Source organism: Picosynechococcus sp. PCC 7002, assembly GCF_963860125.1.
GTDB lineage: Bacteria > Cyanobacteriota > Cyanobacteriia > Cyanobacteriales > MRBY01 > MRBY01.
Map to the genome: position 1 here is coordinate 511,410 of NZ_CAWLFA010000001.1, position 23,841 is coordinate 535,250.

Consider the following 23,841-nt stretch of genomic DNA (forward strand, 5'->3'; position numbering starts at 1 on the left):
ACCACTGCAATGCTACAAACCCGCGACCCTCGTTTATTTTGTTAGGAGTGACAACTTACTGTGCAAACACAACCTTCTACCTCTGCGACTAATTCCCATAACCTCTCTTCCCTTGGGGGGAGTGGCGATCGCACGGGGATGGACAAAGAAAGTCTCCGCCGTGCATTTTTCGATCACCTTTTCTATTCCGCCGGAAGTGATAAAGATGCGGCCCAACAACGCGATTATTACGTTGCGCTCGCAAATGTTGTCCGCGATCGCCTTTTAGAACGGTGGAAACAAACCGAGCAAACTTACCTCAACACGGGTGCAAAAACGGTTTGCTACCTTTCCGCAGAATTTTTGATGGGACGGTACCTGGGTAACAACCTCATCAGCCTCGGAATCTACGAAACCGTCGCCGAAATGCTCGCCGAAAGCAACATTAAACTCGAAGATATTCTCGAAGAAGAAGTTGATCCTGGTTTAGGGAATGGCGGCCTGGGTCGTCTCGCCGCTTGCTTTTTAGATTCCCTGGCCTGTCTCGAAATTCCAGCCATTGGTTACGGGATTCGCTACGAATTTGGCATTTTCCACCAATACATCCGCAACGGTTGGCAAGTGGAAGTGCCCGATAAATGGCTCCGTAACGGTAATCCTTGGGAAATTTGTCGCCAAGCTGAGGCCCTGGAAATTCCCTTTGGGGGCCACACTGAGATTTACCACTGCGATAAGGGCTACCCCTGTGCTGTCTGGGTACCAGCCCGCCGCGTTAAAGCAGTGCCCTACGATACCCCAGTTCCGGGCTATAGCAATAACACCGTTAATGTTCTCCGTCTTTGGAGTGCGATGGCAGCAGAAGATGAAGGCTTTAACTTTGAAGCCTTTAATGCCGGGGATTATGACGGAGCGGTCGCCAACCAGATTTCTTCGGAAAATATTTCTAAGGTGCTCTATCCCAACGACAACACCCCCCAGGGACGTCAACTGCGCCTAGAACAGCAATTTTTCTTTGTGTCCGCTTCCTTGCAGGATATGATCCGGGCGCACCTGAAGAAACAGCCCAATCTGGATAATTTCTTCGATTTCTACACCGTTCAACTCAACGATACCCACCCGGCGATCGCCGTTGCCGAGTTGATGCGTCTCTTTATCGATGAACATAGTCTCCCCTGGGATCGCGCTTGGTATATCACCCAAAAAACCCTCGCTTACACCAACCACACCCTAATGCCCGAAGCCCTCGAGCGTTGGCCCGTGGAGATGTTCGAGCAGCTCCTGCCCCGTCATCTAGAGATCATTTACGAAATTAACTTCCGCTTCATCGAAAATCTCAAAACCTGGTACGCCGATCACGATGATCTCGATGATCTCATTCAAGGGCTGTCCATCATCGAGGAATATCCCCAAAAATCGATCCGGATGGCGAACCTGGCCTGCGTCGGCAGCCATGCGATTAATGGGGTTGCTGCCCTCCACACGGAACTCTTGAAATCCGACACCCTGAAGGGATTTGCCCGCATCTGGCCGGAGAAATTCTACAACAAGACCAATGGCGTCACCCCCCGTCGTTGGATTCGCCAGTGCAATCCCAAACTTGCAAATCTGATTTCTAGCAAAATTGGCACCGGCTGGATCAAAAACCTAGAACAGGTGCAACGCATCGAAGAATTTGTAGATGATCCAGAGTTCCGTCGTCAGTGGCGCGAAATCAAGCATCAAAATAAAGTCAAGCTGGCCAGCTACATTGAGCATCACAACGGTATCGAAATTAATCCGGATTCGATTTTCGATATCCAAGTGAAGCGCATCCACGAATACAAACGCCAATTGCTGGATGTGTTGTTTATCATCACCCTCTACAATCGCATTAAGCATAATCCGGCGATCAATATGGTGCCCCGGACGATGATCTTTGGTGGTAAGGCTGCACCGGGCTATTTCATGGCGAAATTGATCATTAAATTGGTGAATGCTGTGGCAGAAGTGGTCAATAATGATCCCGATACCCACAATCGCCTCAAGGTGGTCTTTATGGAGAACTTTAACGTTTCCCTCGGCCAGAAGATCTATCCAGCAGCCGACCTATCAGAACAAATTTCTACCGCTGGAAAAGAAGCCTCTGGGACTGGCAACATGAAGTTTGCGATGAATGGCGCTCTAACCATTGGGACGTTGGACGGAGCAAATATCGAAATTCGTGAGGAAGTGGGGGCCGATAATTTCTTCCTCTTTGGTCTCACGGCGGAAGAAGTCTCTCATCTCAAGGCCAGCGGCTATGACCCGCTGCATTATTACAACAATAATGCGGAACTCAAAGGCGTCATTGACCGGATTGCCCGGGGTGATTTCTCCCATGGGGACACGGAGATGTTTAAACCGATTGTGGATTCTCTGTTGTACAACGATCAATATGTGTTGTTGGCGGATTATGAATCCTATGTTGAACGTCAACAGGATGTGGCTAATGCCTATACAGAGACGGAACGGTGGACACGGATGTCGATCTTAAATGCGGCGCGGGTGGGCAGATTCTCTTCTGACCGCACCATCGATGAATATGTCAAAGAAATCTGGTGTGCTAAACCTGTTTCAGTCAAGCTGTAGATTTTTAACGGCGATCGCCTGTTCGATGGCAACTGAAGAAATCATCTAAGCAAGCAAGTGGGTCACGATGGCGGCCCACTTTTTTCGTGCTCACATTAAGAATTTTGGGCAATGCCTAAATCCTGGAGGGCGAGGCGAATTTGTTCGAGGCGGCGACGGTTAACGCCCAAGTCTGATTCCCCCAGACGGGAGGCTGAGCGCATTTGAATCACTGGTTCTGTTTCGGGGAAGTAAAATTCCACATCATCCACAAAGCCAAATAAACGACTGCGAGATTCGGCCCGGAGATAGTTTTCTGTTTGGGTGATGATTTCTGTGCGGGGGACAACTCCGAGAACCTGAACAACGGCTTGGTAGGCCTGTTGGCGATCGCCGACGTAGGTAATCGGCGCAATTTGATGTTCCCCATCACCGCCCTGGCTCACAACACAATTGGGGGTACTGGGACAGGGTGCGAGAAGTCCAGCTTCGACGCCTAAATTCGTTGGTCGTTCGCCGGCAAAGGGGGAAGCAGCAAAACTTGGCAGTGGTGATACAGCCCAGAGGCAGAGAGCAAGGCAAAGGATCAAAAAACGGCTCAGCATCTTAGAAGAATTTTTAGAACAACATCCCCTATGCTAGACAAAATCCGTTCATGCCGTTTGGTTCATGGCCATTAACTTTCAAAGGGTTGTAGTTGTTGGGCGATTTCCACTAAAGGAAAACCATTGGGATAGACCCGCTCACTGCGAATTCGTTGGAGTTCCTGGGCGGGCAAGTTAATGTTGTATTCCTTGGCGATCGCCTGGACGATTTGGGCGCGGTCAATGATCCCCGCCACAGCTCCCGCCGGAGAGAGGACGGTAATAAAGGGTTCTTCGAGGGTTTCGAGGGCACAGATAACCGTGGCGAGGTTGTCCTGTTCCGTCACCGAGGGAATTTTGTCTAGGGGCATGGCGATCGCCATCAATTCTAGCTGATCCCATTGGCTACGCTCGAGGCGGTGGAGGCTCTTGGGTTGGATCAAGCCCCGGTAGCGGCCTTCGGAACTAGCATAGGTGGGGCGAGTGGGATGGGGCGACAGCACAAGGTACTGTTCAGCAAACTCTCGCAGAGACAAGTGGGCATTAACCACCCGAAATTCTCGGCTCATAGCGGTCTCGGCGGTCAAGGTCAAAAGGAGATTTTGAAGATCGCTCAAGCGTTCGTAAGCATCGGCGTTGCGCAACACAAACCACCCAATGAGCGCCAACCATAACCCTCCTAATTCACCAACCAACAACACCGCCAATAATCCAAAGGCGATCGCCACTGTGCCTAATAATTTTCCACTGGCAGCGGCATAGCGAATTCCCTTGAGGCGATCGCCCGTCCATTTCCAGACGATGGCCTTAAACATTTGCCCCCCATCCAGAGGCAGCCCCGGAATTAAGTTAAACAGCGCCAAGACCAAATTTAACCGAGCTAGATCCCGCACCAAAAAAGTACCCGCGCCGCCGAGGGGCGCATATTGCCACAGCACCCAAAACAAACCAAATAACGTAAAGCTCACCAATGGCCCGGCGATCGCCACTGCAAAAGCTGCTAAAGGAGTTTGGGACTCACGGTCGATGGAAGCCACGCCCCCAAAAAGAAAAAGAGTGATCGATTTGACGCTAATTCCCTGGGATTTGGCCACGAGGCTATGGCCCAATTCGTGGAGTAATACGGAACCAAACAACAGTAACGCCATGGCAAAACCCAGACCAACGGCCACGAGGGGGGATTGCACCAATCCTTGCCCGAGGACATCATTGGCATCCACCGCCGTGATGAGAACTAAAATTACAAACCAAGAGCGATCTAGATATAACGGAATCCCAAACAGCGATCCCACTTGCCAGTTTTTTTGCATAGCACGCACAAGACCAATTGGCGACGATGGTGAGGGTCACTGTGATCATAGCAACTTTAGGCGATCGCCTTTTTTCGGGACAAAAGTCTTGTCATTTCCCAAAACATCCCCTAGAATGTAATACTGTTGACAAAACGGGACGTAGCGCAGCTTGGTAGCGCACCACTTTGGGGTAGTGGGGGTCGTGGGTTCAAATCCCGCCGTTCCGATACGAAAAAAATCTAATCATCACCCTCGAAAGACCTCTGGATGATCCGGAGGTTTTTTTCGTTTCTGGAAATCGTTTTTGGGAAAAGAAATCACAGGCGATCGCCTAGCGACCGATTAAGACTACTCGCCCCGCCAAAACCCGTTCATGCGGATTATCTTTACTGGGACGAAACTCACCCACACCGAGACAGTTATGGGCCTGGTCATAGACAGCCAGAGGTTCCCCCAGGGGATCAGCCAAGGCCACATCCCAACTAATTTTTTGCCCATAACTCCACTGGGTTACTTGGGCTTCATTCAGAACGACAGCTGGCAAATGGGCCAAAGCTTGATCCGGCTCGAGGCAAGCAAATACTCCCGTTTCCCGCTGGGCGGCAATGTCTTCTAGGCTAATACTCTCCTCTAGGTCAAAACCGCCACTGCGAGTCCGCGTTAAACCCGCTAAGGTGGCTCCGACCCCCAACCGTTCACCGAGATCCCTGGCGATCGCCCGAATGTAAGTTCCTTCCCCACAGCAAATCTCTAGGGTTAGTTCCGGGAAATCCCCCGGTTGCCACGCTTTAATTTGTAAATCATAAATTTCTACCTGACGACTAGGCACATCCACCGCAATGCCTTGGCGAGCCAGCTCATATAATCGTTTGCCATCCCGCTGGATCGCGCTAAAGGCTGGGGGAATTTGGGTGATAGTACCGAAAAAGTCCGGTAAAACCCGTTGAATCTCCGCCAAAGTTAAGGTACTACAAGCTTTTTGGGTGATTACTTCCCCTTCTAGGTCATCCGTGGTTGTCTTGACCCCAAAGCGGACAATCCCTTGATAACTTTTTTGTTTCGGCAGATATTGCAAAAGACGCGTTGCCTTACCCACCGCAATAGGCAAAACCCCCGTGGCCATCGGATCGAGGGTACCACCATGGCCAATCTTTTTGAGGCCCAGAAGCCGCCGCAGTTTCCCAACACAATCATGGGAAGTCCAGCCAGCCGGTTTTTGCAAGTTAATAAAGCCCCACCCGCTAAAGGCTGATCCTGTCCGTTGCTGATTCAAATGGCCCCCTTTTTTCCGTCACCAATGACAATGAGCCTTTGTATTTTGCCCTATCTTGGCTTGGCACGACAAAAAGGATCTTGCTATACTTCTTGTAACGAAATGTAAAGAATCATTTCTAAGAAATCCCACCGTTGCAACAAGGAGTCCCGTCCATCGTGGTAGACAACAAGGCAACCATCCTCGTAGTCGATGACGAAATCGCCGTACGTCGTATCTTACAAACTCGTTTATCCATGATTGGCTACGACATTATCACTGCTGCCGATGGTGATGAAGCCCTCGACATTTTTTGGCGTGAAGATCCTGATTTAGTCATCCTGGATGTGATGATGCCCAAGCGCGATGGGTATTACGTCTGCCAAGAAATTCGCCGCGAATCTAGTACACCGATCATCATGTTGACGGCCCTTGGGGATGTGGCCGACCGGATTACGGGATTGCGCTTTGGGGCCGATGATTATTTGATCAAACCATTTTCGCCCAAGGAATTGGAGGTGCGGATCCAATGTATTTTGCGGCGCACCCAAAAAACGCTGCCCCCCACGGAGGAAGCGGGTATTTTACGGACGGCCAACCTAGTGATTGATACGAATCGCCGCAAGGTGACCCAAAATAATAAGCCCCTGCGGTTAACCCACATTGAATTTAATTTGCTGGAATTGCTCGTGAACCAAGCGGGACAACCCCTAAGCCGCACGGATATTTTGACGGCGATCTGGGGTTATGTGCCCCGCCGCCACAGTGATTTGCGGGTGGTGGATGTCCATGTATCGCGCCTGCGCTCGAAGATTGAGCAGGATCCACGCCAGCCAGAATTTATCATTACAGAACGGGGCACAGGCTATCTGTTTCGGAAACTGCCAGTGGCGATCGCCGCGAATGTATCTTCTTCTATGGCGGCATCGTAGTGGAGTTGATTTCAAAAAAAGCTCAGGAGAGTTAGACATAAGCCGGGTTCTGTTCTCTTGCAGCGCAAAAGGGCAGTTATCTATCTAGGATGACTGTTACCAGCCACCTCCAGCGGCACTCCAAATTATGGGATCGGAAAAAGACCAACCATCATCCCACCGTCCTTGCTCCCAACCGGGGTTTACCGAGCCAGCACCTCACGATACTGCTGGTGCGCTCTTACCGCACCTTTGCACCCTTACCAGATAGATTAGGCGAACCTAATGCTAAGCTTCGGCGGTATGTTTCTGTGGCACTATCCTCACGCTCACGCGCACTGGGCGTTACCCAGCAAGTTTGGTCTTTGGGGAGCCCGGACTTTCCTCAGAGCTGATCTCAATGTCAACCCTGCAACTGCCGCGCTAACTCTCCTAATAGTTAGTGTAGCGGTATTTTATTTCCGGCGTCTATCTTGGAGCTTTTTATAAACATCCCGCAGTTCTACGCCATGGTGGGCGATCGCCACGAGGGAGTGATAAAACAGATCGGCCACTTCCCCGGCGATGTCGTCTTTGTCATCGTCTTTGCAGGCCATCACCACTTCGGCGGCTTCTTCGCCGATTTTCTTGAGGATTTTATTATCCCCTGCTTCAAAGAGGCTATTAGTATAGGAACCCACTTGGGGATTGTCCCGGCGATCGCGGATAACGTTAAAAACTTCTGAGAGGGTATCCGCTGGGGGTGCAGATTTACTGTGATCCAGTTGGTGGAAACAGCTCCGTTCCCCCGTGTGGCAAGCAATATCACCAATCTGCTCAATGGACATTAAAATCGCATCACTATCGCAATCGTAGCGGAGGGATTGTACCTTTTGAATGTGTCCGGAGGTGGCCCCTTTGTGCCATAGCTCTTGGCGGGAACGACTCCAATACCAAGCTTCTCCCGTGTCCATGGTTTTTTCTAGGGATGCTTGGTTCATCCAGGCCAACATCAGCACGGTGCCATCAAGATAATCTTGGGCGATCGCCGGCACCAATCCCTGCTCATTGAAACGCACCTGATCCAGTGGGATAGCACCACGTAAACTCATTTTGACGATCTCCAATCTCTAAAAAATAACGACTAATTGGGGCAATGAATGCCAATAAAAAAGAAAGCCCAATTATTGAGCTTTCCCAGTATAAACGGTGGGGTTTTGTTCCCCAATTCTTCAGAAACGTTTGCTAAAAAACTTAAGCAGAAGCGTCTGCGGGGTAAACACTGACCTTACGGCGGCCACGCTTGTAGTGCTCGAACTTAACGATGCCATCGACAAGGGCAAACAGGGTGTCATCGCCACCACGACCAACATTATTGCCGGGGTGAACTTTGGTGCCCCGTTGACGGACGAGGATGCTGCCAGTGGTCACGGTTTGGCCACCATAGCGTTTTACACCGAGTCTTTGGGCGCGGGAGTCGCGGCCGTTTCTCGTACTACCAGTACCTTTCTTATGTGCCATGGGGATTCTCCAGTTGCTAGAAATCTAGGGATTTATTGTAACAGTGAACTATTGCCGACTGTTGGGGGGATTTAGGCGTCTGCTTTGGCCGCAACAACATTGCCACCAACTTTGATGCTATCGATCATGAAGCGGGTGAAGTATTGACGGTGACCGCGCTTTTTACGGGTTTTCTTCTTGGGCAGCATTTTGTAAACCAGCACCTTCTTAGCCCGGCGCTGATCAACAACAGTCCCTTCAACGGTTGCGCCGTCGATGTAGGGTTGACCGACGGTGACGCCATTGTCATCGCTGATCAAAAGCACTTTCTCAATGGTGTGGTTGCCATCAACGTCCACATCGAGTCTTTCGATATCGTAGAAACGACCGGGCTCAACACGAACCTGCTTGCCGCCGGTTTCAATAATTGCGTAGCTCATAAAAATAGTAATTTTTCTATAGGGTTGCCGTACAGGTAGCAATCGCGCTTAAGTCTGTTTGCTTCACAAAGTTAAGGCTGGCGATCGCATTTTTACTGTGTCACCTGATCCGAGCAGGATATAAAGACACAATCATCTAATATAGATTTAATTTGTGGGTTTCGTCAAATCCCGGCACATTACAAAATAACTTCCCCAAAAAATAAAATTACGTGTGGTGCTGAATTTAGGGATTAGGATAGATTTTGTGTAATTTCCTTTGCAGGTGAGTACTGTTATGTCTGCGATCGCCGTCCTTTGTACATTGAATTGTGCTGTGATGCCTGTGGTGGCAGAGCCGTTGATGCAGACGGGCCAAGGCTCACCGGTGGCGCAATTACCGGGGGGAGTAGCGGCCCAGGAAATTGAGCTAGAAGGGGAAATGAACTATGGCGAAATTCAAATTCAAGACCGTACTGGCCAGCAGCAGCAATTTTCCTTAGAAGCAAATCCAACCGAGGAAGCCCTGGATGTCGAGGCAGTTCCTACTCCGCCAGCGGTGCTCGAAGTAATCAGCGATCGCCAGGAATATAACGAGCAAACCCAGGTGGTGACAGCCATGGGAAATGTGGTCGTCCGCTTTCAGGAAGCCGTTCTCAGCGCCGATCAACTCCAGATTAATCTCAACAGCAAATTGGCGATCGCCAGGGGAGATGTCGCCCTACGTCGGGGACAACAGATTTTACGGGGTGAACAATTTACCTATTTTTTTGTACAAAATCGCGGCCAGATCCAACAGGCAGAAGGGGAAATTTCCCAAACGACCTTAAACCAAGACTTGGGAGTGCGACCCACGCGTTTTGGGGTCAGTAGCAATCCAGCCGTGCTTTTAAACGAACGGCTTTTGCTCAATCAACCAGCCACAGAGGTCATGGGCGAAGAAGGGATTAGTTTTGTCCTGGGCAGTGGGCGTGACATTGGCACCCGTGACATTGATACTCAAACGAACGTCATTAATCGGGTGCGTTTCCAAGCTGAATCGGTGGAATTTGTCGGCGATCGCTGGGAAGCTAAAAATATCAGCATTACCAATGATCCCTTTTCGCCACCGGAACTGCAGTTGGTGGCAGACACGGCCACTTACCAAAAAGTAGACGAATTTAACGACGAGCTCGTCACCACCAAGACCCGCCTCGTCATTGATAACAACGTTTCTTTACCTGTATTTCCGCGGACCTTTCGCTTTGGCGAATCCGAGGGCATTTTTAGCCAGGTGTCCTTTGGATTTGATGATGAGGAAAAAGGCGGTTTATTTCTGCAGCGGCGATTTTCTCTCTATCGCAGTGCCCAGGGTCGCTGGACAGTGACCCCCCAATACCTCCTCCAGAAGGCTTGGTTCCCGGATACGATCCTCGCAGAAACCAACGATGATGATGCAGGGGAAATCTTGGCCCCTGGGCTATTTGCGGTGACCAGTGAATTTGACTATCGCTTCAATCCACGGGTGTCATTTGCGGCACGGGGTTCTTTAGAGAATCTCAAGCTGGATAATTTTGAAGATAAACTCGAGTTGAATTTTCGCCTAGAACAACAGCTTGGCAATTTAGATAATCCCTTTCGTCTTAGCCAGGAATTTAACTACCGCGATCGCCTTTTTAATGGTTCCCTCGGCTTCCAGCGAGTACAGCGGAGCTTTGGCATTGTGCTGCGATCGCCCCGCTATATTTTGGGAGATTCCGGCTTTGAGGTGGATTTTCAGGCCAGCGTGCAGAATATCGAAGCCGATACCGACCGCCCAGACTTGTTGGAACCTGGGGTCAGCGAAGACCAAGTGAACCTCACCCGTTACCAAGGCTCCTTTAACCTCGACCATCGTTTCCCTCTCTGGAGCAGTGAACCGTTGCCGCCGACTCGCTTTGAGGGCTTACGATACAGTCCGAGGCCCATTGTTCCCTATGTTTCTCTGGTGACGGGGTTACAGGGGGTAGCGGGGGTTTATAGCAATGGCGATCGCCAAAATTCCCTCCGGGGGAAAATTGGTATCGAAGGACAATTTGGCCGCTTTGCCGGGAACAGTTTCGACTATACGGGTTTTAATCTGAGCTACACCAATAGCGTCCTCAGTGATGAACTATCGCCGTTTCTCTTTGACCGGGCCGTTGACCAACGTACCCTCGAATTCGGCCTGACCCAACAACTCTATGGCCCCTTTCGGGTGGGTTTCCAGACGGCGATCAACCTCGACAGCGAAGAAGCGATTAGCACCGATTATTTCCTTGAATATAGTCGGCGGACCCACGGTGTGCTGTTGCGCTACAATCCCGTCCTTGAAATTGGTTCGGTGAATATTACGATCAATAGTTTTAATTGGAACGGCTCCACAGATCCGTTTACCAACGAGGAAATTCGGCCCGTCAGCGATGGGGTCACACCTTAACGAAATTCACAGAGCTTAGATCTGCCAATCCTCCTGGGCGAGGGTCTGGATGCGGTGCAGGTCATTCATGATGTACTGCAAAGGCGTGATGGTGATATAGCCAGCGGCGATCGCCTGGACATCGGTCGGAAAATCTAGGGGAATATTCGGCTCATCCGGTTGGGGTAATTCTTCGATCACTTCCCCAGAAAGCCAGTAATAGGTTTTGCCGCGCGGATCTTGACGCTTCTGAAATTGCTCAATGTAACGGCGCAACCCCTGACGTGTAATTTTTACCCCCGCAAGCTTTTCTTTTTCTAGGTTGGGCACATTAATATTCAACAAAACTGGCGCATCTTGGTTGGCGATCGCCCAGTGGGGACGTTTTTCCATCAGCTGACAGAGAAGCTTGACTGCGAAATCAGCGGCAGGTTGAAAATTGTGGCTGGTATAGTCCGCCAGGCTTAGGGCAATGCTGTGAATACCTTCTAATAACCCTTCCATCGCCGCCGAAACCGTCCCCGAATAAAGCACATCTGTTCCCAAATTAGAGCCGTGGTTAATGCCAGAGAGGACAAAATCAGGGCGTTCCTTGAGGACAGCACTGAGGGCAAATTTGACACAGTCCGATGGTGTCCCAGAGCAGCTCCAGGCGGTGACACGGGGATCAAAAATCCCTTCGACAATTTCAGTGCGGATCGGGCGGTGGAGCGTTAAACCGTGCCCCGTGGCAGAGCGTTCCCGGTCAGGACAAACGACGGTGACCTGGTGACCTGCTTCGGCAAGGGTATTGGCGAGGGTACGGATCCCCAGGGCGGAGATGCCATCATCATTACTGATTAATAAATTCAGCGGCGTAGCAGGTGTCATGGGTTCCTGGTGAAAAATTGACGTTTTTTTATGATCAAGGACGGTTTAAACTGTTAGGGTCTTCACCATCGAAACAAGTTTAGTCGCACTCTTTTTGGCATGACCACTTCTACTTTGACCCAAATCGAATCTGATTTGCAAACGCTCCAACAGGAAGCCACCGACGCGATCGCCACGGCGACAGATCTCGACGCCCTCGAAAAATTGCGGGTCAACTACCTCGGCAAGAAGGGTCAACTGTCCCAAATCCTCCGGGGCATGGGCAAACTCTCCGCTGAAGAACGGCCAAAAATCGGGGCGATCGCCAACCAAGTTAAAGAAGTCCTCCAGGGGGCTCTTGATACCAAGCTTGAAACTCTCCAGAAAGCGAAGATCGAAGCCCAACTCAAGGCCGAAACTCTCGATGTCACCATGCCCGGTGTGGGGCGTCCCCTGGGGAAAATGCACCCGCTCCAGAGCACCATTGATCGGGTTTTAGATATTTTTGTGGGCCTGGGCTACACCGTCGCTGAAGGCCCCCAAATTGAGACAGACTATTACAACTTTGAGGCACTCAATACCCCTGCTGACCACCCAGCGCGGGATATGCAGGATACATTTTATCTGCCGGGCGATCGCCTATTGCGCACCCATACTTCCTCAGTGCAGATTCGCCACATGGAGCAAAACGAACCCCCTTTAAGGATCGTTGCCCCGGGCCGGGTTTACCGTCGCGATACCGTCGATGCGACCCACTCCGCCGTGTTCCATCAGATTGAACTCCTGGCAATTGATAAAAATTTGAAATTCACCGACCTAAAAGGCACCCTCAAGGAATTTTTGCGGCAGATGTTCGGCGAAGACCTAGAGGTGACCTTCCGGGCCAGCTACTTCCCCTTCACTGAACCTTCCGCCGAAGTGGATGTGAAATGGCAGGGTAAATGGCTGGAGGTGATGGGTTGTGGCATGGTGGACCCCAATGTCCTCAAAGCTGTCGGCTACGACCCAGAAGTTTATACGGGCTTCGCCGCTGGGCTAGGGGTAGAACGCTTTGCCATGGTTCTACACAAGCTGGACGATATTCGCCGTTTGTATAACAGTGATCTGCGCTTTTTGCGTCAGTTCTAGGCCGTTTTCGACTAGGGTTTCTACAATAGTGGGGAAAGGCGATCGCCTGGTTGATTGCCAATGTCCGCTTAGTATGACCAAGAACCCTGCATGAGACAGAAAAGTACAGCCGCAGTGTTAGCCTTTTTCCTAGGTGGTGTGGGGGGGCATAAATTCTATCTGGGGGAAATCGGCTGGGGGATTATTTACGCTATTTTTTTCTGGACTTACATTCCCACCATTGTCGGCTTTGTCGAAGCAATCGTGTTGGTTAGTATGTCCCAGGATGATTTTGACAAAAAGTACAACACCAAAGCCCTTATGGGATACGAGTCTAAACGCTTAACCCGTGACGCGATCCCCCCCCAGGTGATTGTGAATATTGGGGATCAGGCGATCGCCGCCAATCAGCAAAATGTGACTCCCAGTTTGGCCCCAGACACACCTGTCGATCAAAACATTGCCAAAGAAGCCCTCGATCGTCGCATCCTTAAATTTTGTCAGACCAAAGGCGAAGTTACCCTTCTAGACTGCTTCCTTGAAATTGAAGAAGTTCCAAGAAATATCCTCGAATCCCACCTAGAAAATTTAGTGCGGGCAGAATTTTTGCAAGTGACGAATCGCGCCACCGATGGCAAAATTGTTTATCGTTTAGACAACTAATGGATGTCTTCGTGCTCGCAAAACGTAACATTCATAACAACCATTTAACCTTCATTTAAAAAATACAACTTTACTCAAGTTAGGAGAATTTAAGCGATGACCTTTGATCCCGATAAAAGAAAACTGCTTTCGAGTCTTTGCCACGGAGCCATTTTTATTAACTATTTTTTTCTTTCCGTCTTAATTCCCCTTGTCTTACTCGTCATCAGTGAAGACCCCGTCGTTAAAGCCAATGCACGAGAATCTCTCAATCTCCACCTAAACCTCTGGGTGGGTTGGGCGATCGCCGGTTTTTGCGCGGCTACCGTAATCCTGATTCCCATTGCAATCATCCTAGCCATTCCCCTACTGCTCCTGAGCTTTGTGATGCCAATTTTGGCGATTTTAAAAATCTTGGGTAGTCCAGCAACAGAATATCGCTACCCTTTTATCATCCATATTCTGTAACTAAAATGACGATGGTTGACTTCGTTCTTTTGCCTTTTGTTATCAAGTTCAGCTTAAATAATCATTAAGATACATGATCCATTTAGGTGAACTTTTAAGATTGTGATTTGTGGCAATTAATCGAGTCCAAAGAAACAGTTAAGACGTAACCACGGTTACAATCTGTTGACATTAACTTTGTTAACGTAGGAGCAACAATCGCAAGGAAGTCAAACCATCGTGACTTTAATCTCTGTTGCCATCATCGAAGGAAATCCCCACTTGAGATCATTGCTTGGGTGGCATCTTCAACAAGCCAACTATGCCATTTACCAAGCAGCAAATCTCAACCAGTCGCGGCGTGTCTTTGAACAGCACATGCCTGCCTTGGTGCTACTAGACTCGGAATTACCGGACGGTGATGGCCTCGAACTCTGCCGTTGGTTGCGCCAAAATACCCAGGCCATCATTCTCATCCTGTCGGCCAAAAATACAGAAAAAGATGTTGTGGCAGGGTTAAAGGCCGGGGCTGATGATTATTTAACGAAGCCCTTCGGGATGCAAGAGCTTTTAGCACGGGTAGAAGCCTTGACGCGGCGGATTAGGGCAGTGAGTGCTCCCCTCCAACTTGATTATGGTGAATTGCGCATTGATCTCGTGCAGCGGCGGGTACAATTCCGAGGTCTGTACATCGATTTAACGCCCCAAGAATTTAGTTTGTTGTATGTGCTCGCCCAGGCCAACGGGGAACCCCTCAGTCGCTCAGAATTATTGCGGCGGGCATGGCCAGATGCCATTGATAACCCCCGTACCATCGACACCCATGTATTATCCCTGCGGAAAAAAATTGAACAGGACCCCCGCCAGCCCAATTTGATTCAAACGGTACGTAATGTAGGCTATCGCTTCAATCTCGATGGGATTGGGTCTGGTCTCGGCAATGGCAATAATGCAACCTTAGAACCCTCGCCGACGCCGGCTCGCCCAAGCCACCCAAAACTCAAAACCCGGACCTCCATTCGTGAGCTGGTTAATCAAGGTTAGAGGGTCGTCACCAAGGTTCGCTATTGGTGGATTGACGACTTTGGAGGGTTTGCTGGATGACTGACCAAGGAATGGAGTGATTGTGGTGGTGGTGCTGGATTTGACCTTGGTCGAGGTAAATCAATTTTGTTGCGAGTTGCTGGGCAAAGTCGAGGTTATGGGTAGAAATAACCAAAGGGATATTGGATTGGGCCTGATATTTCAACAACAGCGCAACTAAGGTTTGAATGCGACCTAAATCTAGGGCGGCGGTGGGTTCGTCTAGGAGAAGAACTTGGGGTTGGCAGAGGAGTGCCCTGGCGATCGCCACCCATTGTTTTTGGCCGCCGGACAGGAGTGCTTCGTGGCGATCAAGCCATTCTAGGGGGATATCCAGTTGATCTTGCCACTGTTGCCAATGGTTGCGGATGGTTGGAGCCGATTGTTTCCGTAACTGGAGTGGGTACCATAGGGCATCTTTGACGGTCATGGCCAGAAGGCGGGCCTCCTGGGGGACGAGGGCAATGTGTTGCCGCAGAACAACGGGATTATAGGCGCTGTAGGGCTGACCTTGGAAGGTGAGGCGGCCTGTGGTGGGACTCTGGAGTTGATTGAGACAGTGAAGGAGGGTCGTTTTTCCGGAGCCCGATGGCCCCACCAGCACTAGGCGATCGCCTGGCTCTAGGGCAAAGGAAATATCCCGGAGAATATCCCGAGGCCCAAGGGTAAGGGTGAGTTGTTCAACCGTTAAAATCGCCATGGATAAGGTGCCAGAGTACAGAGTGCTGCTGTTATTGTTTCATGCGGTAATGGAGAAATAATTCCGAGGCGATCGCCTCATATTCCAGAAGTTCGAGGGTCAAGCCCGCCGTCTGTAAAAAACCATTGCCTGCCATGGGGGTAGGAGCCGCTGTTCCGCCGAGTAAAACAGGACAAACCGTTAGCCACAGTTCATCCAAGCAGCCCTGCTCCGCGAAGCTGGCGATGAGGTTTCCCCCTCCCAACAGGCCCAACTTTTCAATCCCCCGTTGCCTCAGTTCCGTGAGAGTTGGTTGCCATGCTCCGGCTGAATCTAAAGCAATAATTTGCTCAAAGCCCGGAAATTCCGCCCACCGGGGGAGTTGTTCGGGAGCGGTTAAAAGACCCCGGCGGAGGGGCTGCCGAAAAAAAGGTAAATCCTGGGGAAGATTGCCGGAGCCAGAACAAACAAAGTGGATCGGTTGGGGCGGTTGGTGGCGGTCTTGGCGTTGTTGCAATAGGTGGCGATCGCCAATCGGGAGACTTGTGCCATAGGCGCGGAGGGTATTGGCCCCAAACATCACCGCATCCATCTGGGCAATTAACCGTTCCAAGTGAGCCTTATCCTGGGCCGAAGGAAACCGCGCTGGAGCGCCACTGTAATCGGCAATTTTACCGTCGGCACTCATGGCGGCGATCGCTGTTACCAGGGGTCGCTGCCTATGCATACCAACTGTCAGCTTCGTCCCGTTCGATGGGCCAATCTTCATTTTCGCCCCCCACCACAATCCGGCGCAGATCCACAAAATCCTTGCTTAACTGCTTCAGGGCATTGACCAAGACATCTAAGGAGATGAGATCACTCGTCCCCAAATCAAACCAACAGCGTCCCCAAATGCCCTCATATTCAAAGTCCCCTTTATTGTGCATTGGGGCCATCAGCGCATTATCCGCTTGGTCTTCGTCGTAGGTGAGGTAGCTAATATCTACCCCAGTTTCTTGGATCTGGAGATTCTCCGCGTTAAATCCCCCTAATTTCCCGATGTAAAACCAAGAGTCGAATAGCTCTTCGACATATTGTTTTTCTGTTTCCGAAGGCACATGGTCAAACTCCAACCAAATCCAGAGGTCGAAGGGGGAAAATTCGCGAAATTGGACTTCCATATTGTTTGTGGATAATAGGGCTTGAGAAATGTCAGTATAAACGTTTTGCAAAAAACCAAGAAACATCCTCCCTGGAGGGAGGTGCCCAAAGGGCGGAGGGTGAATTCCCTCTTGGGATAGTTAAAGGGCATTCCAGGCTGCTGCCGCATCAGCCACCGCCTGGGGGACTGTCTTTTGGTCGAGCATCGCTGCTTGGAGATTTTCGTAGATAAGCTTTTGCAGTTCCGTGAGATTCTCCTGGGCGGGGATCAAAATTTCGGCATCCGCCAGTTGTTCGGCACTAATTTTCCGGGCCAAACTGAGGCTATCAGTGGCGGCGCTGGTGGCGAGTTTCGCAATGTACTGTTCCACTGCGGCCTGGGTAGAGGGCAAAACATTGGCGGCTTCAGCAAAGGCAAGTTGATTTTCAGTATTGGTGACAAAGAGGGCAAAATCGAGGGCAGCCTCTGGATCGTCGCTATCTTTGGGGATCACAAGGTTCATTACGGCAACGTTCTTCTTACCTGTTTCTCCGGTGATTTGGGGCGCTGGGACGGATACCACCGCAATTTGGGGCGCGTTCTGCTGGATGGTGTTGATAAATTCGGGGGAAGTGTTGGCGATCGCCGTTTCCCCAGCTTGGTAGAGTTCAATGCCGTGGCTATGGCCCTGGGTCAGCACCTCCGGAGGTAATAACTCCGCCTGATACAGATCAACCCAATACTGGAAAGCGGCAATGCCTTCGGGGGTATTAAAACCCGCAGAGCCATCCGCATTAACCAGGGTGACCCCCATCTGCACCAAGGACTCCAGAACTTCATTGGAGTCACCAGGAACGAAGGTAACGAAAAAGGCATATTTCCCAGTTGTTTCTTTTATGGTTTGGGCAGCGATCGCCAACTCTGTGTAGGTGCTGGGGGGCGCATCGATGCCCGCCTCGGCAAATAAATCTTCGTTATAAAAGCTAATACGAGTCGTGAGATACCAGGGAATACCAAAGGTTTGGCCGTTGATTTGATTGGCCTGCCAAATTTTCGGCAAATAGCGATCGCGCAATTCTGGCGTCAGACGATCATCCAGCACTAACCAAGCATCACGACTGGCCAACTGGGAAGCGAAATTAGGATTGAGGTTCACCACATCCGGGGCCGTGCGGGCCGAGACCGCCGTCAAAATTTTACTTTCCATCGCTGACCAAGGGACATCCACCCAGCGCACCGTCTCTGCCGCATTTTCGGTTTCAAAGGCCGTAATTAATTCATTGAAATAGTCTGTAAACTTTGGTTGCAATTGCATTGTCCAAAATTCGACCGTTTCTGGGGTGTTGCCATTGCCACCAGGTACCTGTTGACAAGCGGCGATCGCCACCAAACTCACCCCCACAAACAGCCCACGCCGTAGCCCTTTGAGACCATTAAACATAAAAACTTTTCTCCCAATTTCAGCCGCAGTGATCACTCACATTGAATTGACCTTCAGATCATGCCATTATCCAGACAGCTTCTGGGGCAAAATTGCTCCCTTTTTTGCGATTGTTATTTACTTTCGGCAAACTGAGCTAAATTTAATAGCAACCGGGGTATGGGTGGTTAGCACCGATGGCTCCATAGGTCATCCTTTCGGAACATTTTCCTATGCTAGATTTTTTCAAAAATATCTTCAAACCAAAGCGTAAAGGGATTGGCATCGAGATCTCAACGGAACGCTTGAACATTGTCCAACTCAAAAAACAGGGACAGGTCTATAAGCTGGCAACCTACATCACCGAACCCGTACCCGAAGGCATTTTTGAAGAAGGAAAAATTGTCGATGTTCCGGCCCTCGCCGAGCTGATCCAAAATACCCTCAGCGCCAACAACATCAGCGCCAAACAGGTTACCGCCGCCGTGCCCATGCGGGAGGCCATTATTCGCCTGATCCCGATCCCCGCAGAACTCGATGATGCCGAACTGCGGGATATGGTCCTCAACCACGAAGCGAGCCTCTATCTGCCCTACCCCCGCGAAGAAGTAGATCTCGATTACCAAAAGCTTGGGTTTTTCCAAGATGAAGATGGCATTGAAAAGGTACAAGTCCTCTTGGTGGCCACCCGGCGGGAAGTGACCGACGCCTATGTGGAGACCATTGTCCAGGCGGGGCTAGAGATAAATATCCTCGAGATTAATAGTTTTGCCCTCCTCCGGACGATTCGCGAGCAACTGCGGCAGTTTAGTTCCCAGGAAGCGGTGGTTTTAGTCGATATTGAGTTTGACTGTACCGAAATTGCCATTGTGGTCGATGGGGTGCCGCAATTTTCCCGGACAGTGCCCATTGGTGCTTCACAATTGCAAAATGCCCTATCCCGCGCCATGAATTTACCTGCCCCCCGCGATATTGAACTTCTGCAGGGGATGACCATTCCCAACACACCGATGGAGGGAGCTCGTACTGGTGCAACGGGCATTAATCCTGGGATGGCGGCCCTCCTGCGCGTTTTAGGTGAATTGACCGACGAACTGCGCCGTTCCATTGATTTTTATCTCAACCAGAGTGGTGAGTTGGAAGTGGCCCAATTGATGTTAGCTGGCCCCGGTGGGGGGATTAGTCAACTGGATGAATTTTTTACGCAGCGTCTTAGCATTCCGACGATTCAAATTGATCCGTTTGAGGCGCTATCTATTGACGTTGATGAAGAAATTTCCAAGGTGCAACGACCATCCTTGGGCACTGCACTGGGTTTAGGACTACGGGAGGCATAGGGTCATGTACGGTTTAGATATTAATTTTCTGAAAGACCGCGGTTTAACCAAGGATTCTTCGATGGCGATCGCCGATCGTCTGGTGAGCAAACCTGGGGTGATTCCGGGCCAAGAGCCAAAGCCACTAATTATCGGTGGGGCGGTCACTGCGGCGGCCTTGGCGGTGGTGGGTCTGTTATGGTTCCAGCAAAGTCGTGAAAAAGCGAACATCCAAGAAGAGATTGCCGTTGTCGATCAACAGCTCCAGGGAGCCAATGCCCAGCAGGCAAGATTACAGCAAATTCAACAAGAAATTGATACCTATAAATCCCAAAGCCAAGCCTTTGTAGATGTGCTGCAAACGAGGATTAAGCCCTGGTCGGCCATTTTGCAGGAAGTGGGTGATTTAACCCCACCCGGTCTCAAGATCACCTCCTTCGAGCAGTCGGATAATCAAGTGTTGGTACGGGGTAACGCACGCACTTTTAATGAAGTGAATGATTTTGTTCTCAACCTGCCGGAATCGCCTTTGCTGCAAGGGGAAGAAATCTATATTGTCAGTGCAAATTTAGTCGATAACCCGATTACTACTGCCCAGGTGGATTTTCCGCGGCCCGTTGCTTCTTTTAGCATGCCCCAGGTGGTGGATTATACGGTATCAATCTCCCTCAATGACCTCACCGATGCAGAGGTGATTCGCACCCTAGACAGCCAGGGGGCACGGGGGATGGCCGAACGCTTGCGGAGTAGCTTTTAGGATTTAACGATCTCGATATTCATCAACACTGTGAGGAGGAGCAACAACCGATGACATACGCAGAAGAGTTCCGGCAAACGATGACGGAAATGACCATGGTTGGTCAGGAACAGGGCTTTTTTGAAGCCTTTGGGATTCAGTTCACTTCAAAAGTTTTAGGGACGATGTTGGCGATCGCCGGTATTGGGGCCAGCGCCGGACTGTGGTGGTTTCTCGTTCGGCCCATCCAAGGGGAAATCAGCACCCTCGAACAGGAACTCCAGACAAAACAAGCAGAGTTACAAGAAAAAGGCGCCGGGAATATCCAAGAGCAAATCGCCCAGCGCGAGGCGGAATTGGCCAACGAGCAACGGATTGCCACCGAAATTCTCAATGCCTATGGTCAAGACAAGCAAATGCAGACTTTTTTGCTCGATTTCAACCGGATCCTCACAGCCAGCAATGTACAACTAACGAGCTACGAGCCTACACCGCCTAAACCCGAATTTATTACCGATGCCGCTACTTACGGTGAAGCTGCCCAAAATAAGCTGAAATACCAAACCTTTAACGTCAGCTTCGATAATATGACCTACACAGAAGCAGAGTCCATGCTCACGAGCATCGATGTGTTGCAGCCGTTGTTGGTATTGCGTAATTTTTCGACGACGGTGGCCGAACCAGCGACATTCCGCTACGAAAATGGCCGTTTGGTAACACAAACCCAAGCCCAGCTAGGGGTTTCCTTTGTGGTGGATGCCCTCATTGCCCCGACCCCGGAAGAGCTAGCCGCCCGACAAGCAGAATTAGCTGCAGAGGCCGCCCCAGCCGAGGGAGAAGAAGGTCAAGAGGAACAACCCGCAGAGAATGGTGGCTAGGTTTCGAGGTCAAAACAATTTGCTGAGGAGATAGGGAGGTAAACTAGCGGCATAGAAACCATTAATTTTGGTTTCAAAACAAATTTCTGAAGACATCATTAGCAAAACTTATTTTAAATTGCTAATTATTTTGGATTTTTAGGGTTGTTTTTTAAAATTATTGTTAATTTCAAGCGGGATTCATTTCGGTTTTTCGATTACATTTAATTAGTGTGTGTGGAGATTTTCTGTCGTGAATATCAAGTCCTATTCCGGAGTCGTCGCTGGTGTCGTTGCTTCTACAACAGTTTTAGTTACCCCAGCCCAGGCAGCAAATATACAAGTACGGGAACTGGCGGTACGGCCAGGGGATGGCAACCTAGAGCTCGCTCTCAGTCTTGCGCCAGAGAGTGCAAATCTGTCTGGTGAGAAGCCCCAGGTTTCGACGACCCAAAAAGACCGGGTACTCATCGCAGAAATTGCCAATGCACGGCTAGATCTCGGTAATGGACAGGATATTTTCAGCCAAGATAATCCTTTACCTGGGATTGAGCGCATCGAGGTGATGGAGTCGGCTCCAGGCAATGTCAAAATCGTCGCCTTAGGGGAAGTGGCAGCACCAAAAGGGGAAATCCTCAGCCAGGATAACAACAGCATTTTGCTCAATGTGACCACCTCGACAGCAGACACGACAGAAACGGCCCAGGTCACAGAGCCCTCCACAGTCATTGAACCGACCTTGTTGGCCCAGAGTGCCCCCAGCAATAACAATCAAAATAATTTTCTCCAACCGACGGCCCCTATCCCACCGTTTTTACCGAGGGCCAGTGCGCCACCAGTGGGGGATATTGCGGTTTCGACAATTGATACGACCCTGCCTAGCTATGTGAATCTACAAACAAATGCGGTTGTCCCCCGTCTCGTACTGAAGGAAGCTCCCATTGAGGATGTGATGTCTCTGTTGGCCCGCGCTTCCGGTCTCAATATTGTTGTGGGCAATGATGTAAAAGCACCTGCCGGGGAAGGTGAAGCGCCACCTGTCACTGTCTCTTTAGATATGCAAAATGCGCCTGTGCAAGATGTCTTTAACTACGTCTTAATGCTTGGTGACCTCAATGCTGTGAGAAATGGCAACACAATTTTTGTCGGGAGAAATCTGCCCTTTGCGATCGCCCCCAGGATTACCCGCAGCTTCCGGTTGAATCAGGCCACTCCCGAAGAAGCTCGTTGTTTCTTGATTACTGGTGATTCTACAGTTTCTGAAACAATTAACGAAGAAAGAACGGTAGAAACAGCAGAATCAGCTTTTTCATTAAGTGAGGAAAGTGGCGATGTCCCAACATCTCGGACTCAAAGCACATCGGTAAGTAGAGAAGTGACAAGAACTTGCTCCAAGACCCCAACAGAGGAGGAGCTTGCCCGTGGTTTACTATCCCGATTTAGTAGTTTAGATATCCTGACTGATGCACGACTAAAAACAATTACTTTGGGTGGCGATCCCAAAACTATTGAAATTGCCAGTAATTTTCTTAAGCAGTTAGATGCTCGTCAGCGGCAAGTGGCAGTAAATGTCAAAATTATCGACGTAACGCTGACTGGAAATCGTTCTATTTCCTCTGATATTAAGCTCTTACTTGAAGATCGTGTCGGAATTAGTGCAGGAGACGGAATTATTCTTTCTCCAAATGATTTAGCAAGAACTTCTGAATTTTTCTCTGAATTTAATCCGGATTCCATCACAGTAGAGAGAGGAGGCGCAAACATTAATCTAGGTCAAGTAATTGATTCTTTTGATGGTCCACCAGGAACTACTAGAATTGAGCAAGATGGAGATGAGCTTATTGCAATAGGGCAAAGATTAGTCCAAGTAGGAGTGGGTCCGAATAACACACCAATTTTAGATTTAGTACCTTTTGAAGAAGGAATTGGAACGATCGTACCCTCTACAACTTCAGGGACTAACTTTATTGGCAGCCTTGTCGCTGGTCTTTTGAGAAATACAACATCCAAAATTGTCGCTGATCCAACCTTAATTATCCAAGAGAATGAAACAGGAGAACTAAGGGTTACAGAACAGATTATTAACAGTGTTCAAATTGTGTCAGGCAGTGTGAATTCCGATAGCGATAATGGAACCAATAACGCCGTTAATGTCTTACCTGAACCAGTTCTAGCTGAGGTTGGTCTTTTTGTTCCAATCACTGTGGAAAACATAGATGATAATGGTTTTATAACTCTTAATATTACCCCTGAGGTGTCAGCGCCTAGTGAAGAAGTTGTCTTTGAAGCTGGTACAAGTAGAAATGTCTTAACACTAAAACGTCAGAGTATTCTGAATTCTGGTTCTGTGCGGCTTAGAGACGACCAAACGCTTATTTTAGCTGGGGCGATTGATGAACGAGATATTACCACCACAAGTAAAGTCCCAATCTTAGGTGATATTCCTATTCTCGGATCCTTGTTTAGAAGCAGTTCTAGAACAAATGAGCGTCGTGAACTACTTTTTATCATCACGCCTCAGGTTATTGATGATTCTCAGAATGCGATGTGGGGTTACGGCTATCAACCTAGCGAAACCGCCCGTGAAATGCTAGACAATGCTCGTTTCCCAACCCGTTAACCATCCGTAGGGGCTTGGTTCCCATGCCCTTAGTTTCTATTATT

General features: G+C 49.8%; 22 protein-coding genes, 1 tRNA gene and 1 other RNA gene. 12 read left to right on the plus strand and 12 right to left on the minus strand.

Annotation, left to right across the window (positions count from 1 at the left end):
- Positions 1 to 60 precede the first annotated feature (60 nt).
- Positions 61 to 2,586 (plus strand): glycogen/starch/alpha-glucan phosphorylase, encoded by a 2,526-nt coding sequence (locus tag AACQ84_RS02430; RefSeq protein ID WP_012306113.1) that lies wholly within the window; start codon positions 61 to 63, stop codon positions 2,584 to 2,586.
- A gap of 95 nt (positions 2,587 to 2,681) precedes the next feature.
- On the opposite strand, the gene AACQ84_RS02435 is transcribed toward AACQ84_RS02430, so the two are convergent.
- Both AACQ84_RS02435 and AACQ84_RS02440 read right to left on the minus strand, forming a co-directional pair.
- The gene (locus AACQ84_RS02435; RefSeq protein ID WP_012306114.1) at positions 2,682 to 3,170 is read right to left on the minus strand and encodes a DUF1499 domain-containing protein; all 489 of its coding nucleotides are present in this window, start codon (positions 3,168 to 3,170) and stop codon (positions 2,682 to 2,684) included.
- A gap of 71 nt (positions 3,171 to 3,241) precedes the next feature.
- Positions 3,242 to 4,459, minus strand: coding sequence for a site-2 protease family protein (locus AACQ84_RS02440; RefSeq protein ID WP_012306115.1), 1,218 nt, complete (start codon positions 4,457 to 4,459; stop codon positions 3,242 to 3,244).
- A 135-nt stretch (positions 4,460 to 4,594) separates the two neighbouring features.
- Here AACQ84_RS02440 and AACQ84_RS02445 point away from each other — a divergent pair.
- Positions 4,595 to 4,668: transfer RNA gene (locus AACQ84_RS02445), tRNA-Pro, on the plus strand.
- Positions 4,669 to 4,772: 104 nt separating this feature from the next.
- On the opposite strand, the gene truB is transcribed toward AACQ84_RS02445, so the two are convergent.
- Entirely contained in the window at positions 4,773 to 5,669 is an 897-nt protein-coding gene (truB, locus tag AACQ84_RS02450) for a tRNA pseudouridine(55) synthase TruB (protein WP_041443755.1), read from the minus strand.
- A 203-nt stretch (positions 5,670 to 5,872) separates the two neighbouring features.
- Here truB and rpaB point away from each other — a divergent pair, with 203 nt between their 5' ends.
- Entirely contained in the window at positions 5,873 to 6,625 is a 753-nt protein-coding gene (rpaB, locus tag AACQ84_RS02455) for a response regulator transcription factor RpaB (RefSeq protein WP_030007099.1), read from the plus strand.
- Between the two features lie 23 nt (positions 6,626 to 6,648).
- Here the strand turns inward: rpaB and rnpB are convergent.
- From rnpB to rplU, 4 genes are all read right to left on the minus strand, one after another.
- Positions 6,649 to 7,035, minus strand: an RNA gene (rnpB, locus tag AACQ84_RS02460) — RNase P RNA component class A.
- Between the two features lie 24 nt (positions 7,036 to 7,059).
- Positions 7,060 to 7,695 (minus strand): bifunctional phosphoribosyl-AMP cyclohydrolase/phosphoribosyl-ATP diphosphatase HisIE, encoded by a 636-nt coding sequence (hisIE, locus tag AACQ84_RS02465; protein ID WP_012306119.1) that lies wholly within the window; start codon positions 7,693 to 7,695, stop codon positions 7,060 to 7,062.
- Between the two features lie 142 nt (positions 7,696 to 7,837).
- A complete protein-coding gene (gene rpmA, locus AACQ84_RS02470) occupies positions 7,838 to 8,104 on the minus strand; it encodes a 50S ribosomal protein L27 (protein WP_012306120.1) in 267 nt (88 codons plus the stop codon).
- 71 nt (positions 8,105 to 8,175) lie between these two features.
- Positions 8,176 to 8,523 carry a 50S ribosomal protein L21 gene (gene rplU, locus AACQ84_RS02475; RefSeq protein WP_012306121.1) on the minus strand — a complete coding sequence of 116 codons (348 nt, stop codon included), beginning with the start codon at positions 8,521 to 8,523 and terminating at the stop codon, positions 8,176 to 8,178.
- 277 nt (positions 8,524 to 8,800) lie between these two features.
- Here rplU and AACQ84_RS02480 point away from each other — a divergent pair, with 277 nt between their 5' ends.
- Positions 8,801 to 10,939 (plus strand): DUF3769 domain-containing protein, encoded by a 2,139-nt coding sequence (locus AACQ84_RS02480; protein ID WP_143589438.1) that lies wholly within the window; start codon positions 8,801 to 8,803, stop codon positions 10,937 to 10,939.
- Positions 10,940 to 10,954: 15 nt separating this feature from the next.
- Here the strand turns inward: AACQ84_RS02480 and surE are convergent, their stop codons facing one another.
- Entirely contained in the window at positions 10,955 to 11,788 is an 834-nt protein-coding gene (surE, locus tag AACQ84_RS02485) for a 5'/3'-nucleotidase SurE (protein ID WP_012306123.1), read from the minus strand.
- A 99-nt stretch (positions 11,789 to 11,887) separates the two neighbouring features.
- Here surE and pheS point away from each other — a divergent pair, with 99 nt between their 5' ends.
- The 4 genes from pheS to AACQ84_RS02505 all read left to right on the plus strand — a co-directional run bounded on the left by pheS (position 11,888) and on the right by AACQ84_RS02505 (position 15,007).
- On the plus strand, positions 11,888 to 12,895 hold the full coding sequence (gene pheS, locus AACQ84_RS02490) for a phenylalanine--tRNA ligase subunit alpha (RefSeq protein WP_012306124.1): 1,008 nt from the start codon (positions 11,888 to 11,890) through the stop codon (positions 12,893 to 12,895).
- Positions 12,896 to 12,985: 90 nt separating this feature from the next.
- On the plus strand, positions 12,986 to 13,537 hold the full coding sequence (locus tag AACQ84_RS02495; protein WP_012306125.1) for a TM2 domain-containing protein: 552 nt from the start codon (positions 12,986 to 12,988) through the stop codon (positions 13,535 to 13,537).
- A gap of 96 nt (positions 13,538 to 13,633) precedes the next feature.
- On the plus strand, positions 13,634 to 13,984 hold the full coding sequence (locus tag AACQ84_RS02500; RefSeq protein WP_012306126.1) for a DUF4870 domain-containing protein: 351 nt from the start codon (positions 13,634 to 13,636) through the stop codon (positions 13,982 to 13,984).
- 219 nt (positions 13,985 to 14,203) lie between these two features.
- Entirely contained in the window at positions 14,204 to 15,007 is an 804-nt protein-coding gene (locus tag AACQ84_RS02505; RefSeq protein ID WP_012306127.1) for a response regulator transcription factor, read from the plus strand.
- Positions 15,008 to 15,014: 7 nt separating this feature from the next.
- Here AACQ84_RS02505 and AACQ84_RS02510 read toward each other — a convergent pair whose 3' ends face one another.
- The 4 genes from AACQ84_RS02510 to AACQ84_RS02525 form a co-directional block, all read right to left on the minus strand.
- Positions 15,015 to 15,746, minus strand: a complete 732-nt coding sequence (locus AACQ84_RS02510) for an ABC transporter ATP-binding protein (protein ID WP_012306128.1) — start codon at positions 15,744 to 15,746, stop codon at positions 15,015 to 15,017.
- 31 nt (positions 15,747 to 15,777) lie between these two features.
- Positions 15,778 to 16,452: a RibD family protein gene (locus AACQ84_RS02515; RefSeq protein ID WP_012306129.1), complete on the minus strand. Its 675-nt coding sequence runs from the start codon at positions 16,450 to 16,452 to the stop codon at positions 15,778 to 15,780.
- Entirely contained in the window at positions 16,445 to 16,888 is a 444-nt protein-coding gene (locus tag AACQ84_RS02520; RefSeq protein ID WP_012306130.1) for a DUF3531 family protein, read from the minus strand. Before AACQ84_RS02520 ends, AACQ84_RS02515 begins: the two co-directional genes overlap by 8 nt.
- A 120-nt stretch (positions 16,889 to 17,008) precedes the next feature.
- Positions 17,009 to 18,289, minus strand: a complete 1,281-nt coding sequence (locus AACQ84_RS02525; protein ID WP_012306131.1) for an ABC transporter substrate-binding protein — start codon at positions 18,287 to 18,289, stop codon at positions 17,009 to 17,011.
- Positions 18,290 to 18,501: 212 nt separating this feature from the next.
- On the opposite strand from AACQ84_RS02525, the gene pilM reads away from it, so the two are divergent.
- From pilM to AACQ84_RS02545, 4 genes are all read left to right on the plus strand, one after another.
- The gene (gene pilM, locus AACQ84_RS02530; RefSeq protein ID WP_012306132.1) at positions 18,502 to 19,605 is read left to right on the plus strand and encodes a type IV pilus assembly protein PilM; all 1,104 of its coding nucleotides are present in this window, start codon (positions 18,502 to 18,504) and stop codon (positions 19,603 to 19,605) included.
- 4 nt (positions 19,606 to 19,609) lie between these two features.
- Complete coding sequence (locus AACQ84_RS02535; RefSeq protein WP_012306133.1) at positions 19,610 to 20,341, plus strand: PilN domain-containing protein; 732 nt, start codon at positions 19,610 to 19,612, stop codon at positions 20,339 to 20,341.
- A gap of 50 nt (positions 20,342 to 20,391) precedes the next feature.
- Complete coding sequence (locus AACQ84_RS02540) at positions 20,392 to 21,198, plus strand: hypothetical protein (protein WP_012306134.1); 807 nt, start codon at positions 20,392 to 20,394, stop codon at positions 21,196 to 21,198.
- A 232-nt stretch (positions 21,199 to 21,430) separates the two neighbouring features.
- Complete coding sequence (locus AACQ84_RS02545) at positions 21,431 to 23,797, plus strand: AMIN domain-containing protein (protein ID WP_012306135.1); 2,367 nt, start codon at positions 21,431 to 21,433, stop codon at positions 23,795 to 23,797.
- Positions 23,798 to 23,841 lie beyond the last annotated feature (44 nt).